The 20,806-nt window shown below is 63.2% G+C and carries 20 protein-coding genes; 16 read left to right on the top strand and 4 right to left on the bottom strand.

The window, feature by feature from the left end; genetic code table 11:
- The first annotated feature begins 164 nt into the window (after window positions 1–164).
- Window positions 165–509, top strand: coding sequence for an HdeA/HdeB family chaperone (locus ACSQ84_RS20360; protein ID WP_436213486.1), 345 nt, complete (start codon window positions 165–167; stop codon window positions 507–509).
- A gap of 139 nt (window positions 510–648) precedes the next feature.
- Here the strand turns inward: ACSQ84_RS20360 and ACSQ84_RS20355 are convergent, their stop codons facing one another.
- Window positions 649–1,758: an HlyD family secretion protein gene (locus ACSQ84_RS20355; protein WP_436213485.1), complete on the bottom strand. Its 1,110-nt coding sequence runs from the start codon at window positions 1,756–1,758 to the stop codon at window positions 649–651.
- A gap of 180 nt (window positions 1,759–1,938) precedes the next feature.
- Window positions 1,939–4,182 carry a transglycosylase SLT domain-containing protein gene (locus tag ACSQ84_RS20350; RefSeq protein ID WP_436213484.1) on the bottom strand — a complete coding sequence of 748 codons (2,244 nt, stop codon included), beginning with the start codon at window positions 4,180–4,182 and terminating at the stop codon, window positions 1,939–1,941.
- Window positions 4,183–4,502: 320 nt separating this feature from the next.
- Here ACSQ84_RS20350 and dapA point away from each other — a divergent pair, with 320 nt between their 5' ends.
- The 4 genes from dapA to ACSQ84_RS20330 all read left to right on the top strand — a co-directional run bounded on the left by dapA (window position 4,503) and on the right by ACSQ84_RS20330 (window position 7,061).
- Window positions 4,503–5,393 carry a 4-hydroxy-tetrahydrodipicolinate synthase gene (gene dapA / locus ACSQ84_RS20345; protein WP_436213483.1) on the top strand — a complete coding sequence of 297 codons (891 nt, stop codon included), beginning with the start codon at window positions 4,503–4,505 and terminating at the stop codon, window positions 5,391–5,393.
- A 42-nt stretch (window positions 5,394–5,435) separates the two neighbouring features.
- Entirely contained in the window at window positions 5,436–5,852 is a 417-nt protein-coding gene (mscL, locus tag ACSQ84_RS20340; RefSeq protein WP_436213482.1) for a large conductance mechanosensitive channel protein MscL, read from the top strand.
- A 1-nt stretch (window position 5,853) separates the two neighbouring features.
- On the top strand, window positions 5,854–6,327 hold the full coding sequence (gene smpB, locus ACSQ84_RS20335) for an SsrA-binding protein SmpB (protein WP_192733623.1): 474 nt from the start codon (window positions 5,854–5,856) through the stop codon (window positions 6,325–6,327).
- A gap of 158 nt (window positions 6,328–6,485) precedes the next feature.
- The gene (locus tag ACSQ84_RS20330; protein WP_436213481.1) at window positions 6,486–7,061 is read left to right on the top strand and encodes a peroxiredoxin; all 576 of its coding nucleotides are present in this window, start codon (window positions 6,486–6,488) and stop codon (window positions 7,059–7,061) included.
- On the opposite strand, the gene ACSQ84_RS20325 is transcribed toward ACSQ84_RS20330, so the two are convergent.
- Window positions 7,058–7,714, bottom strand: coding sequence for a uracil-DNA glycosylase (locus ACSQ84_RS20325; protein ID WP_436213480.1), 657 nt, complete (start codon window positions 7,712–7,714; stop codon window positions 7,058–7,060). The two genes, ACSQ84_RS20330 and ACSQ84_RS20325, sit on opposite strands and share 4 nt — an antisense overlap.
- Window positions 7,715–7,831: 117 nt before the next feature.
- Window positions 7,832–8,464 carry an NYN domain-containing protein gene (locus ACSQ84_RS20320; protein ID WP_436213479.1) on the bottom strand — a complete coding sequence of 211 codons (633 nt, stop codon included), beginning with the start codon at window positions 8,462–8,464 and terminating at the stop codon, window positions 7,832–7,834.
- A gap of 351 nt (window positions 8,465–8,815) precedes the next feature.
- On the opposite strand from ACSQ84_RS20320, the gene rpoZ reads away from it, so the two are divergent.
- From rpoZ to ACSQ84_RS20265, 11 genes are all read left to right on the top strand, one after another.
- Complete coding sequence (gene rpoZ / locus ACSQ84_RS20315) at window positions 8,816–9,208, top strand: DNA-directed RNA polymerase subunit omega (protein WP_074276225.1); 393 nt, start codon at window positions 8,816–8,818, stop codon at window positions 9,206–9,208.
- A gap of 311 nt (window positions 9,209–9,519) precedes the next feature.
- A complete protein-coding gene (locus ACSQ84_RS20310; protein ID WP_436213478.1) occupies window positions 9,520–11,811 on the top strand; it encodes a RelA/SpoT family protein in 2,292 nt (763 codons plus the stop codon).
- 152 nt (window positions 11,812–11,963) lie between these two features.
- Window positions 11,964–12,719, top strand: a complete 756-nt coding sequence (locus ACSQ84_RS20305; RefSeq protein WP_436213660.1) for a pyridoxine 5'-phosphate synthase — start codon at window positions 11,964–11,966, stop codon at window positions 12,717–12,719.
- A 12-nt stretch (window positions 12,720–12,731) separates the two neighbouring features.
- Window positions 12,732–13,151, top strand: coding sequence for a holo-ACP synthase (gene acpS, locus ACSQ84_RS20300; RefSeq protein WP_436213477.1), 420 nt, complete (start codon window positions 12,732–12,734; stop codon window positions 13,149–13,151).
- A gap of 317 nt (window positions 13,152–13,468) precedes the next feature.
- Window positions 13,469–14,227, top strand: coding sequence for a signal peptidase I (gene lepB, locus ACSQ84_RS20295; RefSeq protein ID WP_436213476.1), 759 nt, complete (start codon window positions 13,469–13,471; stop codon window positions 14,225–14,227).
- Window positions 14,224–15,045 carry a ribonuclease III gene (rnc, locus tag ACSQ84_RS20290; protein WP_436213475.1) on the top strand — a complete coding sequence of 274 codons (822 nt, stop codon included), beginning with the start codon at window positions 14,224–14,226 and terminating at the stop codon, window positions 15,043–15,045. The genes lepB and rnc overlap by 4 nt, the downstream gene beginning before the upstream one ends.
- Window positions 15,035–15,949: a GTPase Era gene (gene era / locus ACSQ84_RS20285; RefSeq protein ID WP_436213474.1), complete on the top strand. Its 915-nt coding sequence runs from the start codon at window positions 15,035–15,037 to the stop codon at window positions 15,947–15,949. Before rnc ends, era begins: the two co-directional genes overlap by 11 nt.
- Before the next feature lie 34 nt (window positions 15,950–15,983).
- Window positions 15,984–16,364, top strand: a complete 381-nt coding sequence (locus ACSQ84_RS20280; RefSeq protein ID WP_436213473.1) for a hypothetical protein — start codon at window positions 15,984–15,986, stop codon at window positions 16,362–16,364.
- Window positions 16,365–16,531: 167 nt separating this feature from the next.
- On the top strand, window positions 16,532–17,296 hold the full coding sequence (gene recO, locus ACSQ84_RS20275; protein WP_436213472.1) for a DNA repair protein RecO: 765 nt from the start codon (window positions 16,532–16,534) through the stop codon (window positions 17,294–17,296).
- 186 nt (window positions 17,297–17,482) lie between these two features.
- Complete coding sequence (gene parC / locus ACSQ84_RS20270; protein WP_436213471.1) at window positions 17,483–19,738, top strand: DNA topoisomerase IV subunit A; 2,256 nt, start codon at window positions 17,483–17,485, stop codon at window positions 19,736–19,738.
- 86 nt (window positions 19,739–19,824) lie between these two features.
- Window positions 19,825–20,757 (top strand): cation diffusion facilitator family transporter, encoded by a 933-nt coding sequence (locus ACSQ84_RS20265; protein ID WP_436213470.1) that lies wholly within the window; start codon window positions 19,825–19,827, stop codon window positions 20,755–20,757.
- The last annotated feature ends 49 nt before the right edge of the window (window positions 20,758–20,806 follow it).

The following is a 20,806-nucleotide window of genomic DNA, read 5'->3' as shown; positions in this document are numbered from 1 at the left end:
GCCGGATGGGACCACGCTACGGGCGAGGGCACCTCAGGGATATTGGACCCTGGTCCAACATCTACCGCCAGTATGCCGTGCTATCGTCGCAACGAGAACTGCAAGCACTCAACGTTCACCGTTCGAATGTCCGCTTCATGCGAGAAGCCATTGGAGTAAAAGCGATGAAAGCACTGGCAATGGCGGCGGCGATGCTTGCGGCCGCGAGTTCTCACGTTCAGGCGCAAACGGACCTCACAGCCTACGCGGACGCCAACGGGTACATTAACGTGCAAGCGCTGACTTGCGCCGCACTCGCCGGAACCTGGCAGGAAGACGCCGATCGGCTCACGACGTGGTACAGCGGCTGGTACAACGGCCTGGCAAAGAAGCATTACTTCAACATTGCTCGAACCAAAGCGCTCGAGCACGACGTGATTGTTTATTGCAAGGCCAATCCGCAAATTCGAATTATCGAGGCGATAGATGTGATGCTCAAGCACGAGAAGCATCAGGCCGCCTCCAAATGAAGCTGCGTTCTCCAGGCCGCCGGTTGAGCGTGATGAGGCCTGCTTATCAGGTCGGTGCGGACGTCTCCGTGCACGCTGAGCACGAAGTTTGACCGGCAGCGGACATCAGCGCCGGGTGCTCCTTCGTCCCGCGCACTCGCTAGAGATAAGCGGTATAGGAACTGACCCAGACAAGAATGGTGGCAAGGAGTCCGATAACACCCGCGTTTGGAGCATAGGCCGTGGCATTTCCGGACATTCCGAGCCGCAGCGAATCCCGGCTCATTTGGTCGGGAACGGACATCTCCGCTGGAAAGGCGGTCGTGCCACCGAGCGCCGTCGTTCGGGCAAGGGTTCCGGAGACTGCCACTTGGCCCTGGCCTATGCCCTTGGGGATGGAGGTAATCTTCGCGTGATAGATGCGGCCCGGAGCGTTATCGAAGACGATATCGACGGGCGCGCCGACCTTGATCGTTTCGAAGCCGTTCTGTGAGAACATGCCGATAATCGTGATCTCGCTTTCAACGACGAATGAAAGCAGCGAACGGGCCTGCAGCGCACGATCACCGACCGTCAAGGTTACGAGCGTTACGTAGCCGTCGGCCGGCGCTCGAACCGTCGTCTGCGATAATTCCCACTCGGCATTTTCCAACTGCGCCCGAACCTGCGCGACGGTGGTGTTCACGCCCCCGATCTCGGAATCCAGCGCAAATTTCGCGCTCTGTTGGGCGGCCCTGGCGGCACCGAGCTGTGCGGATACGGTCTCGAACTGAACCTGGGTATCTTGTTCCCTGAACTCGGTGTTCGACCCGCTCTCATATAGCGTCTGAATGTCCTTCAGGCGCTTGGCACTGAATTTCACCTGAGCTTCCAGTCCGGCAACATTGGCGCTCGCCTGGTCGTAACTGGACTTCAATATCTGAGTTTGCTGTTGCGCGGCCGCCAGCGATGCTCGCAGCTGATCTACTTTAAACTGGAACGGTGCCGGGTCGATCTGGAACAGAACGGCACCAGCCTTCACCGGCACATTTGGTTTGACGGGAATAGCGACGATCTGGCCGCTCACATTTGGCGTCACTTCGACGACCCGTCCGGTCACGGTGACCTTGCCGGATGGCGTCAAATAGTTGAAGAGCGCCAGGAATGTGGCAAGGATCAATGCACCGATGGAAATCGAAATCGCTCCGGACAACCAGCCCCAACGCACGAGCTTGAATTTTGTGAACAAGAGCCAGAGCGCGACGACGTAGAGGCACAGAATTATGAGCACGACGTCCCCCATCTTCATTGACGCGAACAGAGTGCACGAAGCTGCCCTGTGCGCGGCGAGGGGATCGTGACGGGAACCTTGCCCTAATGAAATTGCCCTTTGGGCCTACAGGATATCTGTTGGCTTGGATCGGGTCGGGTCCAAAGGCGAGCCGGCAAACTCGCGGGGTGCGGCGGCGCTTTACTCGATGCTGGAGCCGCGATGCAGATCGGCCTCGATCTGCAGCTTGGTGCCGCCGCCGAACCGCGCCCGGTAGACCTGCAGGTTTTCCATGATCCGCTGCACGTAATTCCGCGTCTCGGAGAACGGGATCTTTTCGACCCAGTCGACGGCATCTACCTTGGGATCGCGCGGATCGCCGTAGCGTTCGATCCATTTCTTGACGCTGCCCCGGCCGGCATTATAGGCGGCGAAGGTCAGGATGTAGGAGCCGCGATAGTCCTCGAGCAACCCGCCGAGTTCGGCGGCGCCCATGGCCGCGTTATAGACCGGATCGGTCTTCATCCGGTTGAGGTCGAAGCTGACGCCGGCCCGCTTGGCGACGTAGCGTCCGGCATCCGGGGTCACCTGCATCAGCCCGTACGCCTGCGCCGGCGAGACCACGGCCTGGTTGAAGGCGCTTTCCTGCCGGCAGATGGCGTAGACGATGCTCTTCTCGACCTCGGGCCCGATCGACTTGAACGGCGGGATGCCGTTGACGGGATAGGCGTAGTGATCGAATGGCAGGCCGCGATTGAGGGCGGCCTTGCCGAGCAGCAGCATGCCGCGGGCGTCGGTGTAGCGCGCGGTCAGCTCGCCGAGCCCGGCCAGCGCGTCAGGATCGCCGTTCTCGCCCATGTCGGCGAAAATCGGGATAGCGAACTCGCGCTCCCCGAGTTCGTAGAGCAATTGTACCGCGCGCACGATCTCGAGCCGGTCGGCGCCGCGGCCGCGCGGGACACCGCTCAATTCGATCTGCGGCAATCCAAGTTTGGCGCGCGCCAGCTGGCCGTAATAGCTGGTCGACTGTTCGGCGGCCCTCAGGTAGGCGGCGCGGGCCTCCTGGGCGCGGCCGGCAGCTTCCGCGGCGCGGCCCTGCCAATAGCCGGCGCGCGCGAGCGCGGTCGGGTTCACGCTGCCGACGCCGATCCGCGCAAAATGCTGGGCGGCTACCGAAGGATCGTTCAGGAAGCGCAGCGCGATCCAGCCCGCGGTGAATTCCTGCTCGGTCTTGTAGATGTCGCGCGACGGCAGCGCCGCATCGCGTGTAATCAGATAGGCGCTGCGATTTTCGCCGACGTCCAGCATCTTGCGCGCCAGCAGCCGGCGCTCGATCCACCATTCGTTGAGATTATGCAGGCGGTTCGGATCCCTCGGTGCGCTCAGCATCAGCTGGGCGGCCTCGTTGAATTTCTCGTCGCGGCGCAGCAGCTGGATCTTGCTGAAGAGGTAGCCGGGATCGCCGTGCAGCTCGCGCGGCACCGCATCGAGCAGCGCCTTGCTGTTGGAGGTCTTCTTGTTGGCGGCGAGGCGCGCCTTGGCCAGTGCGAGATGACCCGCGCCCAGCCGCTTTGCGGCGCGCAGCCCGGCGGCTTCCTGTTCGGTGCCGTAGAGCATCAAGTCCATCCGCGCCTTGTGATCGCCGGCGGTCAGCAGCGCGCCGAACAGATCGAGCGCGGCGGTTTCGGTGTCCTCCGACATCCCGTCGTGCCGCCAGGCATCGCGGACCAGGCGTTCGGCGTTGGCGCGATCGCCGCGCCCGATCATCACCCGCGCCAGCGCGAACTTGCCCTTGGCCGAGATCGGCGATTCGTTTTCGAACCACGACCAGACCGCGGCGTCGTCGCGACGGTCGTCCCACAGCGCGGCCTCGATGCGCCGGCGCAGGAAGCTCTGCGAGGGCCAGCTCGGATTGGCCGAAACGAACGCGCGATAGCGCTCGACGGAAGCGCCATTGTCGTCGCTGCGCAGGATCAGCCATTCCGCCAGCTTGCGGGCGACGGGATCCGATATCGCGGCCTGCGCCAGCGTCGCATCGGCCGGCTTGCGCTTTCGAACCAGCTCGATGACGTTTTCCAGCGCGTCCTTGTCGGACTGCGGGGTCGACGACGTCGCGGCGACCGCCGCAGGGGTTACGTGTTTACGCGCCGCGGGCGCAGCGGCGTGCTGGCGCGTCGCAGGCGCCAGGACCGGTGCCAAGACCGGCGCCGGGATTGGCGAGGCGGGAGCCGTCGCTGCAGCCGCTGAATGTTGCGTCGGGCTCGCAGCCGTCGCCGTGGGAGTCGTCTTGGGAACGGCGTTGCGGGCGATCGGACGCGGCTTCGGCAAAGGAACTTTCGGCTTGGCCCAGGCTTCCACGGACATTGCGGATAGCCCGACCGACAGCATCAGACCTGTCGCCAGTGCGGTCGATCGCAATGCGGCTGCGCTGGCGGAACGGGTCACGGTTTTCCTCTGCGGAGGCGAATCACTCAATCGCTGAAGCCTTAGGTGTATTTGATTGAATATGTGGATAAAATGCTAAAAACGTCGCGGCCGGGGGTGTTTGCGCCATCACCACGGCAAAATCGCGGCTAACGGGTTTTCGAGCGAGGATTCGATCTTGGGATTCGATCTGGGATCGCCAACGCCGCGCGGCCGGAAAAGGCGTCAAAAACAAAGGCCTGGGGCCATATCCTTCGGCCCTTTCGCCAGATCGCCAGACCCGATATGAATTGGCTGGTCATTTTTAGCAGTGCCGTCACGAGCGCGTTGGGAGGAAATCCATGGCAGCCAAGACGAAATTCCAGGGATCTTTCACCGCCTTGGTCACGCCATTCAAAAACGGCTCGCTCGACGAGGCGGCGTTCCGCGGTCTGGTCAGCTGGCAGATCGAACAGGGTTCGCACGGTCTCGTTCCCGTCGGCACCACAGGCGAAAGCCCGACGCTGAGCCACGCCGAGCATCATCGGGTGGTCGAGATGTGCATCGATGAGGCAAAGGGACGCGTGCCGGTCATCGCCGGCGCGGGCTCCAACTCGACGCGCGAGGCCGTCGATCTGGCCGTCCATGCCGAGAAGGCCGGCGCCGATGCCGTGCTTGTGGTCACGCCGTATTACAACAAGCCGACCCAGGAAGGGATGTATCAGCACTTCAAGGCGGTCAATGACGCGATCGGCATCCCGATCATCATCTACAACATCCCGCCGCGCTCCGTCGTCGACATGTCGGTCGAGACCATGACCCGGTTGTTCGAGTTGAAGAACATCGCCGGCGTCAAGGACGCCACCGCCAATCTTGCCCGGGTATCGCAACAGCGCCACGCGATGGGACCGGATTTCATCCAGCTGTCCGGTGAGGACATGACCGCGCTGGCCTATATGGCGGCGGGCGGACATGGTTGCATTTCGGTGGTCGCCAATGTGGCGCCAAAACTCTGCGCCGAACTGATGTCGGCCGTCCTGAAAGGCGATTATGCAACCGGACTGAAGCTCCAGGACCGGCTGACGCCGCTGCATGACGCCATCTTCAAGGAGCCGGGCCTCGCCGGAGCCAAGCACGGCCTCAAGCTGCTCGGACGGCTGGAGGAGGAAGTGCGCCTGCCGCTGATCAATGTGACGCCGCCGACCGGCAAGGTGATCCGCGACGCCATGGTCCATGCCGGCCTGATCAACTGAAGCCGGCCTCTCACTTCGCCTGATGCACGTAGGAAATCGACCATGCTGAAGGAATTCCGCGAATTCGCGATGAAGGGCAACGTCGTCGATCTCGCCGTCGGCGTCATCATCGGCGCGGCCTTCGGCGCCATCGTGACCTCGCTGGTCGGCGACGTCATCATGCCGATCATCGGCGCCATCACCGGCGGTCTCGACTTCTCCAATTATTTCACCGGATTGTCGAAGTCGGTGTCGGCGACCAATCTGGCGGATGCCAAGAAGCAGGGCGCCGTGCTGGCCTGGGGCAACTTCCTGACGCTGACGCTGAATTTCGTCATCATCGCGTTCGTGCTGTTCATCGTCATTCGCGCCATGAACACGCTGAAGCGCAAGGATGAAGCGGCGCCCGCGGCGCCGCCGAAGCCGACGCGCCAGGAAGAGCTGCTGACCGAAATCCGCGATCTGCTCAAGAAAGCTTGATGTGGCCGAGAAGAACGAGCGCCCGATCAAGGTCGTCGCCGAGAACCGCAAGGCGCGGTTCAACTACGCGATCGAGGACACCATCGAGACCGGCATCGCGCTGACCGGCACCGAAGTGAAGTCGATCCGCAACGGCAAGACCACCATTGCGGAGTCCTATGCGGACACCAAGGACGGCGAGATCTGGCTGATCAACGCCAATATCCCCGAATACCTGCAGGCCAACCGCTTCAACCACGAGCCCAAGCGGCCGCGCAAATTGCTGCTGCACCGCAAGCAAATCAACAAGCTGATGGGCGCGGTCGACCGCGAGGGCATGACCCTGATTCCGCTAAAACTCTATTTCAACGAGCGCGGCCGCGCCAAGCTGCTGCTGGCGGTGGCCAAGGGCAAGAAGCTGCACGACAAGCGCGAGAGCGAAAAGAAACGCGACTGGGGCCGCGAAAAGGGCCGCCTGCTGCGGGCGCGGGGGTAGCCGGATTTCCTTATCCCCGCGTGAGCGTAAGTTCATCGCTGGAGAAACGCGCTCTTGCGCGCATCTCGAAGGATGAGGCTGTGGGGCTTCATGGTTCGAGACGGCGCAAGAGCGCCTCCTCACCATGAGGTCGGGACATGCGGAAGGCTGAGGCAACAATGAATCAAAAAAATTTGCACGAAGTCGACTGGAGCAAAATTCCTGCGCCGCCGGACGATGGCGCGGCCGCCCATCTCACCGGCCTGGCGATCCCGCCGCTCAGCCTGATCGCCACCGACGACAATTCGGTCACGCTGTCGGCGCTGCCGGGCCGCACGGTGGTGTTCGCCTATCCCCGCACCGGCGAGCCCGGCAAGATCAGCCTGGTCGACGACTGGGACATGATTCCGGGCGCGCGCGGCTGCACGCCGCAAACCTGCGCGTTCCGCGATCTGTTCGCCGATCTGAAGTCCGCCGGCGCCAGGCACGTGTTCGGACTGTCGACGCAAAGCAATGTCTATCAGACCGAAATGGCGTCGCGGCTGCATCTGCCGTTCCCGGTGCTGTCGGATGAGAAGCTGGCGCTGACTCGCGGCCTGAAGTTGCCAACCATGGAGGTGGCAGGGCTGACGCTGATCAAGCGGCTGGCGCTGATCATCGACAACGGGCGCATCAGCCACGTGTTCTATCCGGTGTTTCCGCCGGACCGGAATGCCGGCGACGTGCTGGCGTGGCTGAAGCAGAATCCCGTCTAGCTCTTATCCAGATCCGTGCGCACTTTCGCAAACACATTGCGAAACATTTCGGGCGTCAGGACGCGCGTATTGGTGTTGTAACGCGAGCAGTGATAGCTGTCGTAGAGCCTGATCGGGCCCGCCATATGCACCGCGCCGTGCGCAAAGGGCGCCGCCGCGCTGCGCAGGCCGAGGGCTTTCAACGTCGATTCATGGGCGATCCTGCCGAGCGTCACGATGGCGCGAAGCCTTGGCATGGTGGCGATGGTCGCGATCAGGAATTGCCGGCAGGTGTTGATCTCGACCGGCAGCGGCTTGTTCTGCGGCGGCACGCAGCGCACCGCGTTGGCGATTCGGCAGTCGACCAGCCGTAATCCGTCATCTGGGCGCGCGTGATAGACGCCCTTGGCAAAGCCATATGCCAGCAAGGTGGCATAGAGCAGGTCGCCCGCGAAGTCGCCGGTGAACGGGCGTCCGGTCCGATTGGCGCCCTGCAGGCCGGGCGCGAGTCCCACGATCAGCAGCCGGGCTTTGGAATCGCCGAACGAGGCCACCGGCGAATTGTGCCAGCTCGGCTCGCGTGCGCGCGCCTGGCCGCGAAATTCAGCGAGCCGCGGGCAGAGCGGGCAATTGCGGTCGGGTTCGGTGGCGGGAAGGGCGGCGACGCTAGCCATCTACGACCATCGCGTTTTCAAGCGGAGCGGATACCGGTTCGCGTCGGGAAAAAGCGTCAAAAACAAAAGCCCGGTCCTGATTCCAGAACCGGGCTTTGGCTACGTACCGGATCATTTTCAATCGTCGAATTCGTCGTCGCCGGCGGCCCGCGGCGCCATGGTGGTCGCGCGCTGCAGGAATTGCGGCGCGTGGTGACGCGGCTCGCGCGGAGCGGGGCGCTCGGAGGGATCGCGGCCGAGCTTGGATTGCAGCTCGACCAGGTCGGTGAAGACGTCGGCCTGGCGTCGCAGTTCGTCGGCGATCATCGGCGGCTGGCTGGAGATCGTCGAGACGACCGTGACGCGAACGCCGCGCCGCTGCACCGCTTCAACCAGCGAGCGAAAATCGCCGTCGCCGGAGAACAGCACGATCTGATCGACATGCTCGGCGAGTTCCATGGCATCGACGGCGAGCTCGATGTCCATATTGCCTTTCACCTTGCGGCGGCCGCTGGCGTCGATGAATTCCTTGGTCGCCTTGGTAACGACGGTGTAGCCGTTGTAGTCGAGCCAGTCGATCAGCGGACGGATCGAGGAATATTCCTGATCCTCGATAATCGCCGTGTAGTAGAACGCCCGTAACAGCGTGCCGCGACTCTGAAATTCCTTGAGAAGGCGCTTGTAGTCGATGTCGAAGCCGAGGGTCTTTGCAGTAGCATAGAGGTTGGCGCCATCGATGAAGAGCGCGATCTTGTTGGAAACGGGTGACATCAAAGGGTTCTCGCGTTGTTGTTAACGTTTTTGGCGCAGCGGGAATCGACCGCGCGCACTTTCCAGTTCAGCTGTCCAAAGTTCGGTGAATCTTTCCCCACGACAGTCACCACTGCAATTATGGTGAGGCGAGGGCGAAAAACCTAGACTTTTGACGATGCAAGGAGAGAATACTTGTCCTGGACGGTGTCCCGCCGTCTCTGGACGCTCCGGCCTTCTGGCCCCGGGATTTGAGTTACCAGAGCCCATTAAGAAGGCAAATCACAAATTTAGTCTTGCGAAACGCCATCCGCCCCTATAACTAGCCCCTATAACCGACATATTGGGCCCCATTTAACGGAGCGACAGTCTATGGCGCGCGTCACCGTGGAAGATTGCATTGATAAGGTCGACAACCGGTTCGACCTGGTTCTGCTGGCCGCACATCGCGCCCGGATGATCTCGTCCGGATCGCAACTTACGGTTGATCGTGATAACGACAAGAATCCGGTCGTTTCGCTGCGGGAAATCGCCGACTCCTCGATCTCGCCGGAGGATCTGCGCGAGGAACTGGTCCATTCCCTGCAGAAATTCGTCGAAGTCGATGAGCCTGAGCCCGATACCGTGCCTTTGATCGGCTCGGCCGGCGCCAGCGTCGATGCCGACGACACCGAGGTCGCGGTCGAGCGGATGACCGAGGAAGAGCTCCTGAAGGGCCTCGAGGGCCTGGCGCCGCCGGAAGAGCAGCCCGAAGAGGACGAGTAATCCTGGCACCGGGCGTCCCGAGCCCCCCGATCTGAACACCCTGATCTGACAAAGGCCCGGACAGCTGTCCGGGCCTTTGCTTTTATTGACATTTTTTCGGTTTCAAGGCGTGCTGGTGGACGGGTGCGAGATCGCCTGAACCGGCCGGACCGCAGGCTGGCCGGGTGCGGCATATCATCGGCCCGAGCCATGCGAAATTGATCGTTTGCCGACCCCCGACGGGGTGCAGCTTCGCTCGAAATCGCATTAGATGTTCTTGAGGCAATTTTTGCAGCGCGCCAAGCAGGCCGCGCGGATGAGGCAGTGATTCGATGGCGTTCTGGCGCCGCATATCCCGGCAGATGCAGGCTGCGACCGATTCGGTCGCGGTGGCGCCGGCCTCGCCTGTGGCAGAGCGGGCCAAATCCCCTCGCTCGCGCATGATGCGGCAATACGATCTGGTCGAGCGTGTGCGGTCGTACAATCCGGACACCAACGAAGACCTGCTCAATCGCGCCTATGTCTACGCCATGAAGGCGCACGGCACCCAAACCCGCGCCTCCGGCGATCCGTATTTCTCGCATCCGCTCGAGGTCGCGGGGATCCTCACCGGCCTCAAGCTCGACGATGCCACCATCGTCGCCGCGCTGCTGCACGATACCATCGAGGACACCGAGGCGACCCGCGCCGAGATCGACAACGTGTTCGGCCACGAGATCGGCGCGCTGGTGGAAGGCCTCACCAAACTGAAGCGGCTGGAGCTGGTTTCGCGCGAAGCCAAGCAGGCCGAGAATCTGCGCAAGCTGCTGCTGGCGATCGCCGACGACGTCCGCGTGCTCCTGATCAAGCTTGCCGACCGCCTGCACAACATGCGGACCCTGGAATTCGTGCCGCACGCCTCGCGCCGCCGGATCGCCGAGGAGACCCTCGACATCTATGCGCCGCTCGCCGGCCGCATGGGTATGCAGGAGATGCGGGAGGAACTCGAAGATCTGTCCTTCCACACGCTCGATCCCGAGGCCTATGCGGTAGTGATGCAGCGGCTAGACGCGCTGGCCGACCGCAACCGCAATCTGATCGGCGAAATCGAAAGCCAGCTGTCGACGAACTTGCAGAAGAACGGCATCACCGCGCGGGTCTGTGGCCGCCGCAAGCAGCCGTTTTCGATCTGGACCAAGATGGAGCGCAAGTCCGTCGGCTTCGAACAATTGTCCGACATCTACGGCTTCCGCGTCGTGATGGCTGACGTCGAATCCTGTTACCGCGCGCTCGGCGTCGTCCACACCACCTGGCCGGTGGTGCCCGGGCGCTTCAAGGACTACATCTCGACGCCGAAGCAGAACGACTACCGTTCGCTCCACACCACCGTGATCGGTCCCGGCCAGCAGCGCGTCGAACTGCAGATCCGCACCGAGGAGATGAACCAGATCGCGGAATTCGGCATCGCCGCGCATGCTTTCTACAAGGAGGGGGCGGGCTCGCCGACCGAACGGCTCAAGCACGAATCCAACGCCTTTGCCTGGCTGCGCCACACGGTCGGCATTCTGTCCGAAAGTGCCAATCCGGAAGAGTTCCTGGAGCACACCAAGCTCGAACTGTTCCACGACCAGGTGTTCTGCTTCACCCCGAAGGGCAAGCTGATCGCGCTGCCACGCCAGGCTAATGTGATCGACTTCGCTTATGCGGTGCATACCGATGTCGGCAACAGCGCGGTCGGCTGCAAGATCAACGGCAAATTCGCGCCGTTGTCGTCCGAATTGCAAAACGGCGACGAGGTCGAGGTCTTGACCTCGCAGGCGCAGTCGGCGCCGCCATCGGCCTGGGAGTCGCTCGCGGTCACCGGCAAGGCGCGCGCCGCGATCCGCCGCGCCACCCGTACTGCGGTGCGCGATCAATATGCGGGGCTCGGCCGCCGTATCGTCGACCGCCTGTTTGCCCGCGCCAAGATCGAATATGCCGACGACAAGCTGAAGGGCGCGCTGCCCCGGCTGGCGCGCGCCTCGATCGAGGACGTGATGGCGTCGGTCGGGCGCGGCGAGCTGAAGGCGTCCGACGTCGCGCGCGCGATGTTTCCGGACTACAAGGAAGAGCGGATGGTGCGCTACGGGGCCAAGAAAAGCCTCGCCGACAAGCTGAAGCTGAAATCGCCGCCGCATCCGGCGCGCAGCGCGTCGGTGATCCCGGTGCGCGGCCTCAGTTCCGACCTGCCGGTCAAGTTCGCCCCGAACGGCGGCGCGGTGCCGGGCGACCGCATCGTCGGCATCGTCTCGCCGGGCGAGGGGATCACGATCTATCCGATCCAGTCGCCGGCGCTGAAGGATTTCGAGGAAGAGCCGGAGCGCTGGCTCGACGTGCGCTGGGACATCGACGAGACCATGCCGCAGCGCTTCCCGGCGCGGATTCTCGTGCACAACGTCAACGAGCCCGGCAGTCTTGCCCAGGTCGCCACCGTGATCGCCGAACATGACGGCAATATCGACAATATCAGCATGTCGCGTCGCTCTCCCGATTTCACCGAGCTGACCATCGATCTCGAGGTCTATGACTTGAAGCATCTCAGCGCTATTATCGCCCAGTTGCGCGCCAAGGCCGTCGTCGCACGCGTCGAGCGTGTCAATGGGTGAAAAAGACTCTCCCTCATGGTGAGGAGCGCGCTCTTGCGCGCGTCTCGAACCATGAGACCACCGGCTCTCATCCTTCGAGACGCGGCCAAGCGGCCGCTCCTCAGGACGAGGACCTTTGTCGCTGCAACGTTTGTCGGAAGCCGATCATGGTTATGCCTCCTCCGCTGCGCCTTGGACTCAATGTCGATCACGTCGCCACCCTGCGTAATGCACGCGGCGGCGCGCGGCCGGATCCGGTCCGCGCGGCACTAACCGCGATCGAGGCGGGCGCCGACGGCATCACCGCGCATCTGCGCGAAGACCGCCGCCATATCCGCGACAGCGACATGGCCCGCCTGAAGGCGGAGATCTCAAAGCCCCTGAATTTCGAGATGGCGGCGACCGAGGACATGTTGCGGATTTCGCTTTCGACCAAGCCGCATGCGGTCTGTCTGGTTCCCGAGCGCCGCGAAGAACTCACCACCGAAGGCGGGCTCGACGTGGTCGGCCAGCACAATGCGCTGGCGCCGTTCATCGCGCGCCTGAACGATGCCGGCATTCGGGTGTCGCTGTTCATCGCCGCCGATCCCGCCCAGATCGAGATGGCCGCAAGACTTCGCGCGCCGGTGATCGAAATCCATACCGGCGGCTGGTGCGACGCCGTGGTCGATGGCCTTGCCGCCAAGGCCGAGGCGGAATGGCAGCGCATCGTCGCGGGCGCGCGGCTGGCGCGCTCGGCGGGGCTTGAGGTTCATGCCGGCCACGGCCTCGACTATGACACGGCCGAGACGATTGCAGCGCTGCCCGAACTCGCCGAACTGAACATCGGCTACTTCATGATGGGGGAGGCACTGTTCGTCGGTCTCGGCGAAACCGTCCGCAGCATGCGCGCGGCGATGGACCGCGGGCGCCAGCGGACCGCGGGTTAGGAAAGCGAAGGCATGATCATCGGCATTGGCTCCGACCTGATCGACATCACCCGGGTTGCCAAGGTGATCGAGCGCCATGGCGACCGCTTTCTCGACCGCATCTTCACCGACACCGAGCGCGCCAAGGCTGCGCGCCGCGCCAACAGCGAGAAGATGGTGGTCGCGACCTACGCCAAGCGATTCGCGGCCAAGGAAGCCTGTTCCAAGGCGCTCGGTACCGGCATCCGGCAAGGCGTGTGGTGGCGGGATATGGGGGTGGTGAATCTGCCGGGCGGCCGTCCCACGATGAAGCTGACCGGCGGGGCGCTGGCCCGGCTCGAGAAGCTGACGCCGGAAGGCTTTGAGGCCCGGATCGACCTTTCCATCACCGACGACTGGCCGCTGGCGCAGGCCTTCGTCATAATTTCGGCGGTCGTTCCGGGCAAATCATAGGGCAGGTGGCCGGCCGCGCCCGAGGAACCCCAGTAAAACTAAAAAACATTGATTTATCAATGGATTGCGTAGTTTTATCGAGGCGCTTGATTGCACGGCCGCGAACAACCGTCTAAAACGCCGCAGCGACACTACCGAGCCAGGGCGAATTCGGGTTTTGCGCCGGAATTTGCCTTCAACATCAGTATCGAAGACCATTTTCTTGACGCGAACGGAACTCTCGATTCGCGTGAGGAAAACGTTCTGCCACCATGCAGGCCAAGCCTCTGTCTAAAAACTAGCCTGGGTTGCGAAGCCTTGCGGGAATTGGGAAAGCGATGAGCGTGACATCCGGGACAAAAACTGAAAGCGGCTTGGGCGAAACCATCCGCGTCGTCATCCACGCCCTCCTGATCGCGCTCGTGATCCGCACCTTCCTGTTCCAGCCCTTCAACATCCCGTCGGGATCGATGAAGGCGACGCTGCTGGTCGGCGACTATCTGTTCGTCTCGAAATATTCCTACGGCTACAGCCACTACTCGATCCCGCTGTCGCCGCCGTTGTTCTCGGGCCGCATTTTCGGTTCGGAGCCGTCGCGCGGCGATATCGTGGTGTTCCGCCTGCCGAAGGACGATTCCACCGATTACATCAAGCGCGTGATCGGCCTGCCGGGCGACCGCATCCAGATGCGCGAAGGGCTGCTCTACATCAACGACGCGCCGGTCAAGCGCGAGCGGTTGACCGATTTCATCGGCGAGGATCCGTGCGGCTCCGACGCCACCGCGCGCGTCAAGCGCTGGAGGGAAACCCTGCCGAACGGAGTCTCCTATGAGTCGCTGGATTGCGTCGACAACGGCTTCTACGACAACACTACCATCTATACCGTGCCGGCCGGCCACTTCTTCATGATGGGCGACAACCGGGACAATTCGACCGACAGCCGGGTGTTGTCGGCGGTGGGCTATGTGCCGTTCGAAAACATCGTCGGCCGGGCGCAAATGATCTTCTTCTCCATTGCCGAGGGCGAGCACGCCTGGATGTTCTGGCGCTGGCCGACCGCGGTGCGCTGGAATCGTATTTTTTCAATCGTGCGATGAACGACGAAACGCCCGTCATCCAGGTTTCCCCGACACAAGGCGAGAGCCTGCCGCCTGAGGCCGGCCGCGAAACCGTGGCCAAGAAGAAGCGCGGCAAGGTCTCGGCCAAGGAATCGGCGAAGGCCGCGGCTGCCGCGATCGAAGCGCGCATCGGCCACAAGTTCGCCGATCCCAACCTGTTGACCACCGCGTTCACGCATGTGTCCGCGCTCAAGCCCGCGCGCAGTCGCGCCGAAAGCTACCAGCGCCTCGAATTTCTCGGCGATCATGTGCTCGGACTGATCGTCTCCGACATGCTGTATCGCGCCTTTCCGAATGCCGACGAGGGCGAGTTGTCGAAACGTCTTGCCGATCTCGTGCGCAAGGAAAGCTGCGCCGACGTCGCAAAGTCGCTCGGCCTGGTCGACGACATCAAGCTCGGCCAGGTCGGCGCCAGCGCCAGTGCCCGGTTGCGCAAATCGGTGCTCGGCGACATCTGCGAAGCCGTGATCGGCGCGATCTTTCTCGACGGCGGTTACAGTGCTGCCGCCCAGTTCGTCGAGCGCAACTGGACCGAGCGGATGCGCAAGCCGCGCCGGCCGCTGCGCGATCCCAAGACGGTGCTGCAGGAATGGGCGCAGAGCAAGGGGATGCCGACGCCGGTCTATCGCGAGGTCGAGCGCACCGGGCCGCATCACGATCCGCAGTTCCGCGTCTCCGTGGATTTGCCGGGCCTGGCGCCGGCCGAAGGCGTCGGCGGCAGCAAGCGCGCGGCCGAAAAGGAAGCGGCGTCCGTGATGATCGCGCGCGAAGGCGTCGGCGGCAGCAATGACAGTTGAACCTTCAGCCCAGACCGCGTGCGGCTTCGTCGCGCTGATCGGCGCGCCCAATGTCGGCAAGTCGACCCTCGTCAACGCCTTGGTCGGCTCCAAGGTCACGATCGTCTCGCGCAAGGTGCAGACCACGAGGGCGCTGATCCGCGGCATCGTGATCGAGAACAACGCGCAGATCATTCTGGTCGATACGCCCGGTATTTTCTCGCCCAAGCGGCGGCTCGACCGGGCCATGGTGTCGACGGCCTGGAGCGGCGCGCATGACGCCGATCTGGTCTGCGTGCTGCTCGATGCCAAGGCCGGGATCGACGAGGAGGCCGACGCGATCTTCAAAAAGCTTGCGAGCGTCAAGCATCCAAAAATCCTGGTGCTGAACAAGATCGATCTGATCCCGCGCGAAAAATTGCTGGCGCTGGCCCAGGCCGCCAACGACCGCATGAAGTTCGACCACACCTTCATGATCTCGGCGCTGTCGGGCGATGGTGTTGACGATCTGCGCGCCGAACTCGCCAAAATGGTGCCGGCCGGCCCATTCCACTATCCCGAAGACCAGATGTCGGATGCGCCGATGCGGCATCTGGCGGCCGAGATCACGCGGGAGAAGATCTACCGGCAGCTGCACCAGGAGCTGCCGTATCAATCCACCGTCGAGACCGACAGCTGGATCGAACGCAAGGACAAATCGATCCGGATCGAGCAGACCATCTTTGTGGAGCGCGAAAGCCAGCGCAAAATCGTGCTCGGCAAGGGCGGCGCCACGATCAAGTCGATCGGCGCGGACTCGCGCAAGGAAATCGCCGAGATCGTCGGCGTTCCCGTGCATCTGTTCCTGTTCGTCAAAGTGCGCGAGAACTGGGGCGACGACCCCGACCGCTATCGTGAGATGGGACTGGAGTTTCCCAAGGAATAATCGAGAAACAATAACAGGGATAACCGGCGTTTCGATGACCTTGCCCAGGAACGTAGTGTGGTTTGAAGTGCTGCTCTATCTGTCGCTGACGCTGGATGCGGTGTCGATCGCGTTCCAGGACCGCACGCCGAAGGCTGACATGACCGAGCAGATGATCATGGTGTCGACCGTGATGGCGGCCGGCCTGATCCTGCTGCTGGTCTATTTCGTCCGCCTCGCGGCGCGGGGACGCAAGAACTGGCCGCGCTGGGTGCTGGCCGCGGCGCTGGTCTTGTCGGTGATCTCGCTGACGCAGGTGATCGGCGCCAACGGCCTGCAATTCGACAGCGCCATCGAGGTGGTGTCCTGCGCGCTGACGGCAATGGGACTATATTTTTCCTTCACCGGCGACGCCGTGGGCTGGTTCAACGCTTGATTTCTCGACTGCTGCGTAGGGTGGGCAAAGGCGCGCTCTTCGCGCCGTGCCCACCAACCCGGTGCGACACTGTTTGTTGATCGGTGGTGGGCACGCGGAGTTTATCATCGGGCTCGCATTCGCGAGACCCGGTGGCTTTGCCCACCCTACATGTTACAATTTCTCCCATGGAATGGACCGACGAAGGCATCGTGCTGGGGGTACGGCGGCATGGCGAATCTTCCGCCATTGTCGAGCTCCTGACGCGCAGCCATGGCCGGCACCTCGGCCTGGTGCGCGGCGGCGCGGGCAAGCGGATGCGGCCGCTGCTGCAGCCCGGCAACAGCGTCACCACGGTGTGGCGGGCGCGGCTCGACGAGCATCTTGGATACTATGCCGTTGAGGGCACGCGCCTGCGCGCGGCGACCCTGCTGGCGACGGCGCATGCGACCTATGGCGTCACTCATCTGGCCTCGCTGGTGCGGTTGCTGCCGGAGCGCGACCCGCACGAGGACATCTACGAGATGCTCGACCGCACGCTGGACGATTTCGACGATGCCGGCGGCGCCGCGGCGCATCTGATCCGGTTTGAGCTGGCGATGCTCGCCGAACTCGGTTTTGGGCTCGACCTGGAAAACTGTGCCGCGACCGGCGCGACCACCGAGCTGATCTACGTGTCGCCGAAATCCGGCGGCGCGGTGTCGCGGCGGGCCGGCGAGCCTTACCGCGACCGGCTGTTGCCGCTGCCGGCATTTTTGCGCCAAGGGGAACGTCAAGGCGAGGGCGGCGCGAATGACTGGTCGGACCAGGACCTGCAGGACGGCTTTCGCCTGACCGGCATGTTCCTGCTCCGCCACGTGCTGGAGCCGCGCGGGCAAGGGCATTCCGATGCCCGCGATGGATTTATCAATGCGGTGACCAAAAACCGGGCGCGAATCAGTTCCGCGGTTTGACGGGGCGCTCTCACCGTCGTCCCTGCGAACGCAGGGACCCATACGCCGCGGCTTATCGTTAGGAGCTGTGGCGCCAGCCATTTTTTGCCAAAAACACCTGTGTTTATGGGTCCCTGCGTTCGCAGGGACGACGGATGCTCCGATTCGCGGCTTGCCCGATTCACCCCGAAAGTTTAACTCCTCCCCATGGGAAAACGACAGCTACCGCCGGAAGAGCCGGCCGAGATCCATGAAGTCATGCTGCGGGATGCGCTGGAAGAGCGCTATCTCGCCTATGCGCTTTCGACCATCATGCACCGCGCGTTGCCGGACGCCCGCGACGGCCTGAAGCCGGTGCATCGGCGCATCCTTTACGGCATGCGGCTGCTGCGGCTCGACCCGGGCACGGCGTTCAAGAAATCCGCCAAGATCGTCGGCGACGTGATGGGCTCGTTCCATCCGCATGGCGACCAGGCGATCTACGACGCCATGGTGCGGCTGGCGCAGGATTTCTCCTCGCGCTACCCGCTGGTCGACGGCCAGGGCAATTTCGGCAATATCGACGGCGATAATCCGGCTGCCTATCGTTACACCGAAGCGCGCATGACCGCGGTCGCGCAGCTGCTGCTGGATGGCATCGACGAGGACGGCGTCGAGTTCCGCCCCAATTACGACGGCCAAACCAAAGAGCCGGTGGTGATGCCGGGCGGCTTCCCGAACCTGCTGGCCAACGGTGCGCAAGGCATCGCGGTCGGCATGGCGACGTCGATCCCGCCGCACAACGCGGCCGAGCTGTGTGACGCCGCGCTGCATCTGATCGACAAGCCGGACGCCAAATCGAAGTCGCTGCTGAAATGGGTCAAAGGGCCGGATTTCCCGACCGGCGGCATCATCATCGATTCCAAGGAAGCGATCGCCGAAGCCTACTTGACGGGACGCGGCTCGTTCCGCACCCGTGCGCGATGGACCCAGGAAGAGGGCGCACGCGGCACCTGGGTGGTGGTCGTCACCGAGATTCCGTGGCTGGTGCGAAAGTCCGGCTTGGTGGCGAAGATCGCCGACTTGCTGAACGACAAGAAGCTGCCGCTGGTCGGCGACGTCAGGGATGAGTCGGCCGAAGACATCCGCCTCGTGATCGAGCCGAAATCCCGCGCGGTCGATCCGGCGCTGATGATGGAATCGCTGTTCCGGCTGACCGAGCTCGAAAGCAATATTTCGCTGAACCTCAACGTGCTGATCAAGGGCAAGATCCCCAAGGTGGTGGGGCTAGCCGAATGTCTGCGCGAATGGCTCGACCATCTGCGGGACGTGCTGCTGCGACGTTCCAACTACCGCAAGACGCAGATCGAGAACCGGCTGGAAGTGCTCGGCGGCTATCTGATCGCGTACTTGAACATCGACAAGGTGATCAAGATCATCCGCACCGAGGATGAACCGAAGCCGGAGTTGATGAAGGCGTTCAAGCTGACGGAGGTCCAGGCCGACGCCATCCTCGACATGCGGCTGCGCCGTTTGCGCAAGCTCGAGGAATTCGAGATCCGCGCCGAGGACAAGAATCTTCGCAGCGAATTGAAGGGCATCAAGTCGCTGCTCGGCTCCGAAGCCGAGCAATGGTCCAAGATCGGCGACCAGGTCCGCAAGGTCCGCGACATCTTCGGGCCCAAGACGCCGCTCGGCAAGCGCCGCACCACGTTCGCGGATGCGCCCGAGCACGATCTGGCCGCGATCGAGGAGGCCTTCGTCGAGCGCGAGCCGGTGACGGTGGTGATCTCCGAAAAGGGCTGGGTGCGCACGCTCAAGGGCCATGTCGAGGATATTTCCGGGCTTACCTTCAAGACCGACGACAAGCTCGACCATGCCTTCTTTGCCGAGACCACCTCGAAGCTGATGGTGTTCGCGACCAACGGCAAATTCTATTCGCTCGATGTCGCAAAGCTGCCGGGCGGCCGCGGTCATGGCGAAGCGATCCGCATGTTCATCGACATGGAGCCGGAAACCGCGATCGTGTCGCTGTTCGTCAACAAGGGCGGCCGCAAGTTCCTGATCGCGAGTCTGGAGGGGCAGGGCTTCGTCGTCAACGAGGACGATTGCGTCAGCAACACCCGCAAGGGCAAGCAGGTGCTCAACGTCGAAATGCCGAACGAGGCCTGCGCGATCACGACCGTTGCCGGCGACACCGTCGCCGTGATCGGCACCAACCACAAGATGGTGCTGTTCCCGCTCGACCAGGTGCCGGAGATGGCGCGCGGCCGCGGCGTGCGGCTGCAGAAATACACCAGCGCCAAACTGTCCGATGTCGCGGTATTCGAATCCAAGGCGGGACTGACCTGGAAGGATTCCGCCGGCCGCGACCAAAGCATGAGCTGGAAGGAACTGGCCGATTGGCGCGGCAACCGCGCCGACGCCGGCCGCCTCGCGCACGGATTGCCGAAGTCGAACAAGTTCCTGCGGGGTGTGGAGTAATACTCGAGCGTCGTCCCGGCGAACGCCGGGACGACGATAAGTTGCTGTGATAGTATTCGCATTTCCCTGCGCTATATAACGGCCGCATGGCGCACGATCATCATCACCATCACTCCCGCGCACATGACCACGCCGGGCACAGCCATGCGCCCGACAATTTCGGATGGGCGTTTGCGATCGGCGCGTCGCTCAATGCGGCGTTCGTCGCAGCCGAGCTGATCTTCGGCTACGCCGCCAATTCGCTGGCGCTGATTTCGGACGCCGTCCACAATCTCTCCGATGTGATCGCGCTGCTGCTGGCCTGGGGCGGGGCGTGGCTCGCGCAACAGCAACCAACGCAGCGGCATACCTACGGCTACCGGCGGGCTTCGATCCTCGCGGCGCTGTTCAATGCCGGGCTTCTGCTGGTCGCCGTCGGCGGCATCATCGTCGAGGCAATCAACCGCCTGCAGGATCCAGCGCCCGTGGCCGGCTGGACCGTCGTGGTGGTCGCAACGCTTGGCATCGCCATCAATGGCGGCACGGCCCTGTTGTTCATGCGCGGCCGCCACGGTGATCTCAATGTTCGCGGCGCCTATCTGCACATGGTCGCCGATGCCGGCGTGTCGTTCGGCGTGGTGGTCGCGGCCCTGGTGATCATGCTCACGGGATGGCTGTGGGTCGACCCCGCGATCAGCCTCGCCATCGCCTCCGTGGTGCTGGTGAGCGGGTGGGGCCTGGCGCGCGACAGCGTCAATCTCGCGCTCGACGGCGTGCCGCGCGGCATCGATTTGTCTGATGTCAGGGACTATCTCGGTACGCTTGATGGCGTCTCCGAGGTGCATGACCTCCACGTCTGGGCCATGAGCACCAACGAGACCGCACTGACCGCACATCTGGTGCGGCGTGACGGCAGCGACGACGCATTCCTGCATCGGGTCAGCGCGGAGCTTTCGCACCGTTTCAACATTCACCACGCGACGCTGCAGATCGAGTCCAGCGGCGAGGTGTGCAAGCTGGCGCCGGCGGAGAAAGTGTAGGGTGGGTTAGGAGCAGTAACCCACCGTCTCGTCGTGCGGCTCGGCGGGT

The organism is Bradyrhizobium sp. LjRoot220 (genome assembly GCF_964252915.1).
Classification (GTDB): Bacteria; Pseudomonadota; Alphaproteobacteria; order Rhizobiales; family Xanthobacteraceae; genus Bradyrhizobium.
Note: the sequence above shows the minus strand (reverse complement) of the source record. Positions and strands in the feature narration are given on the sequence as shown.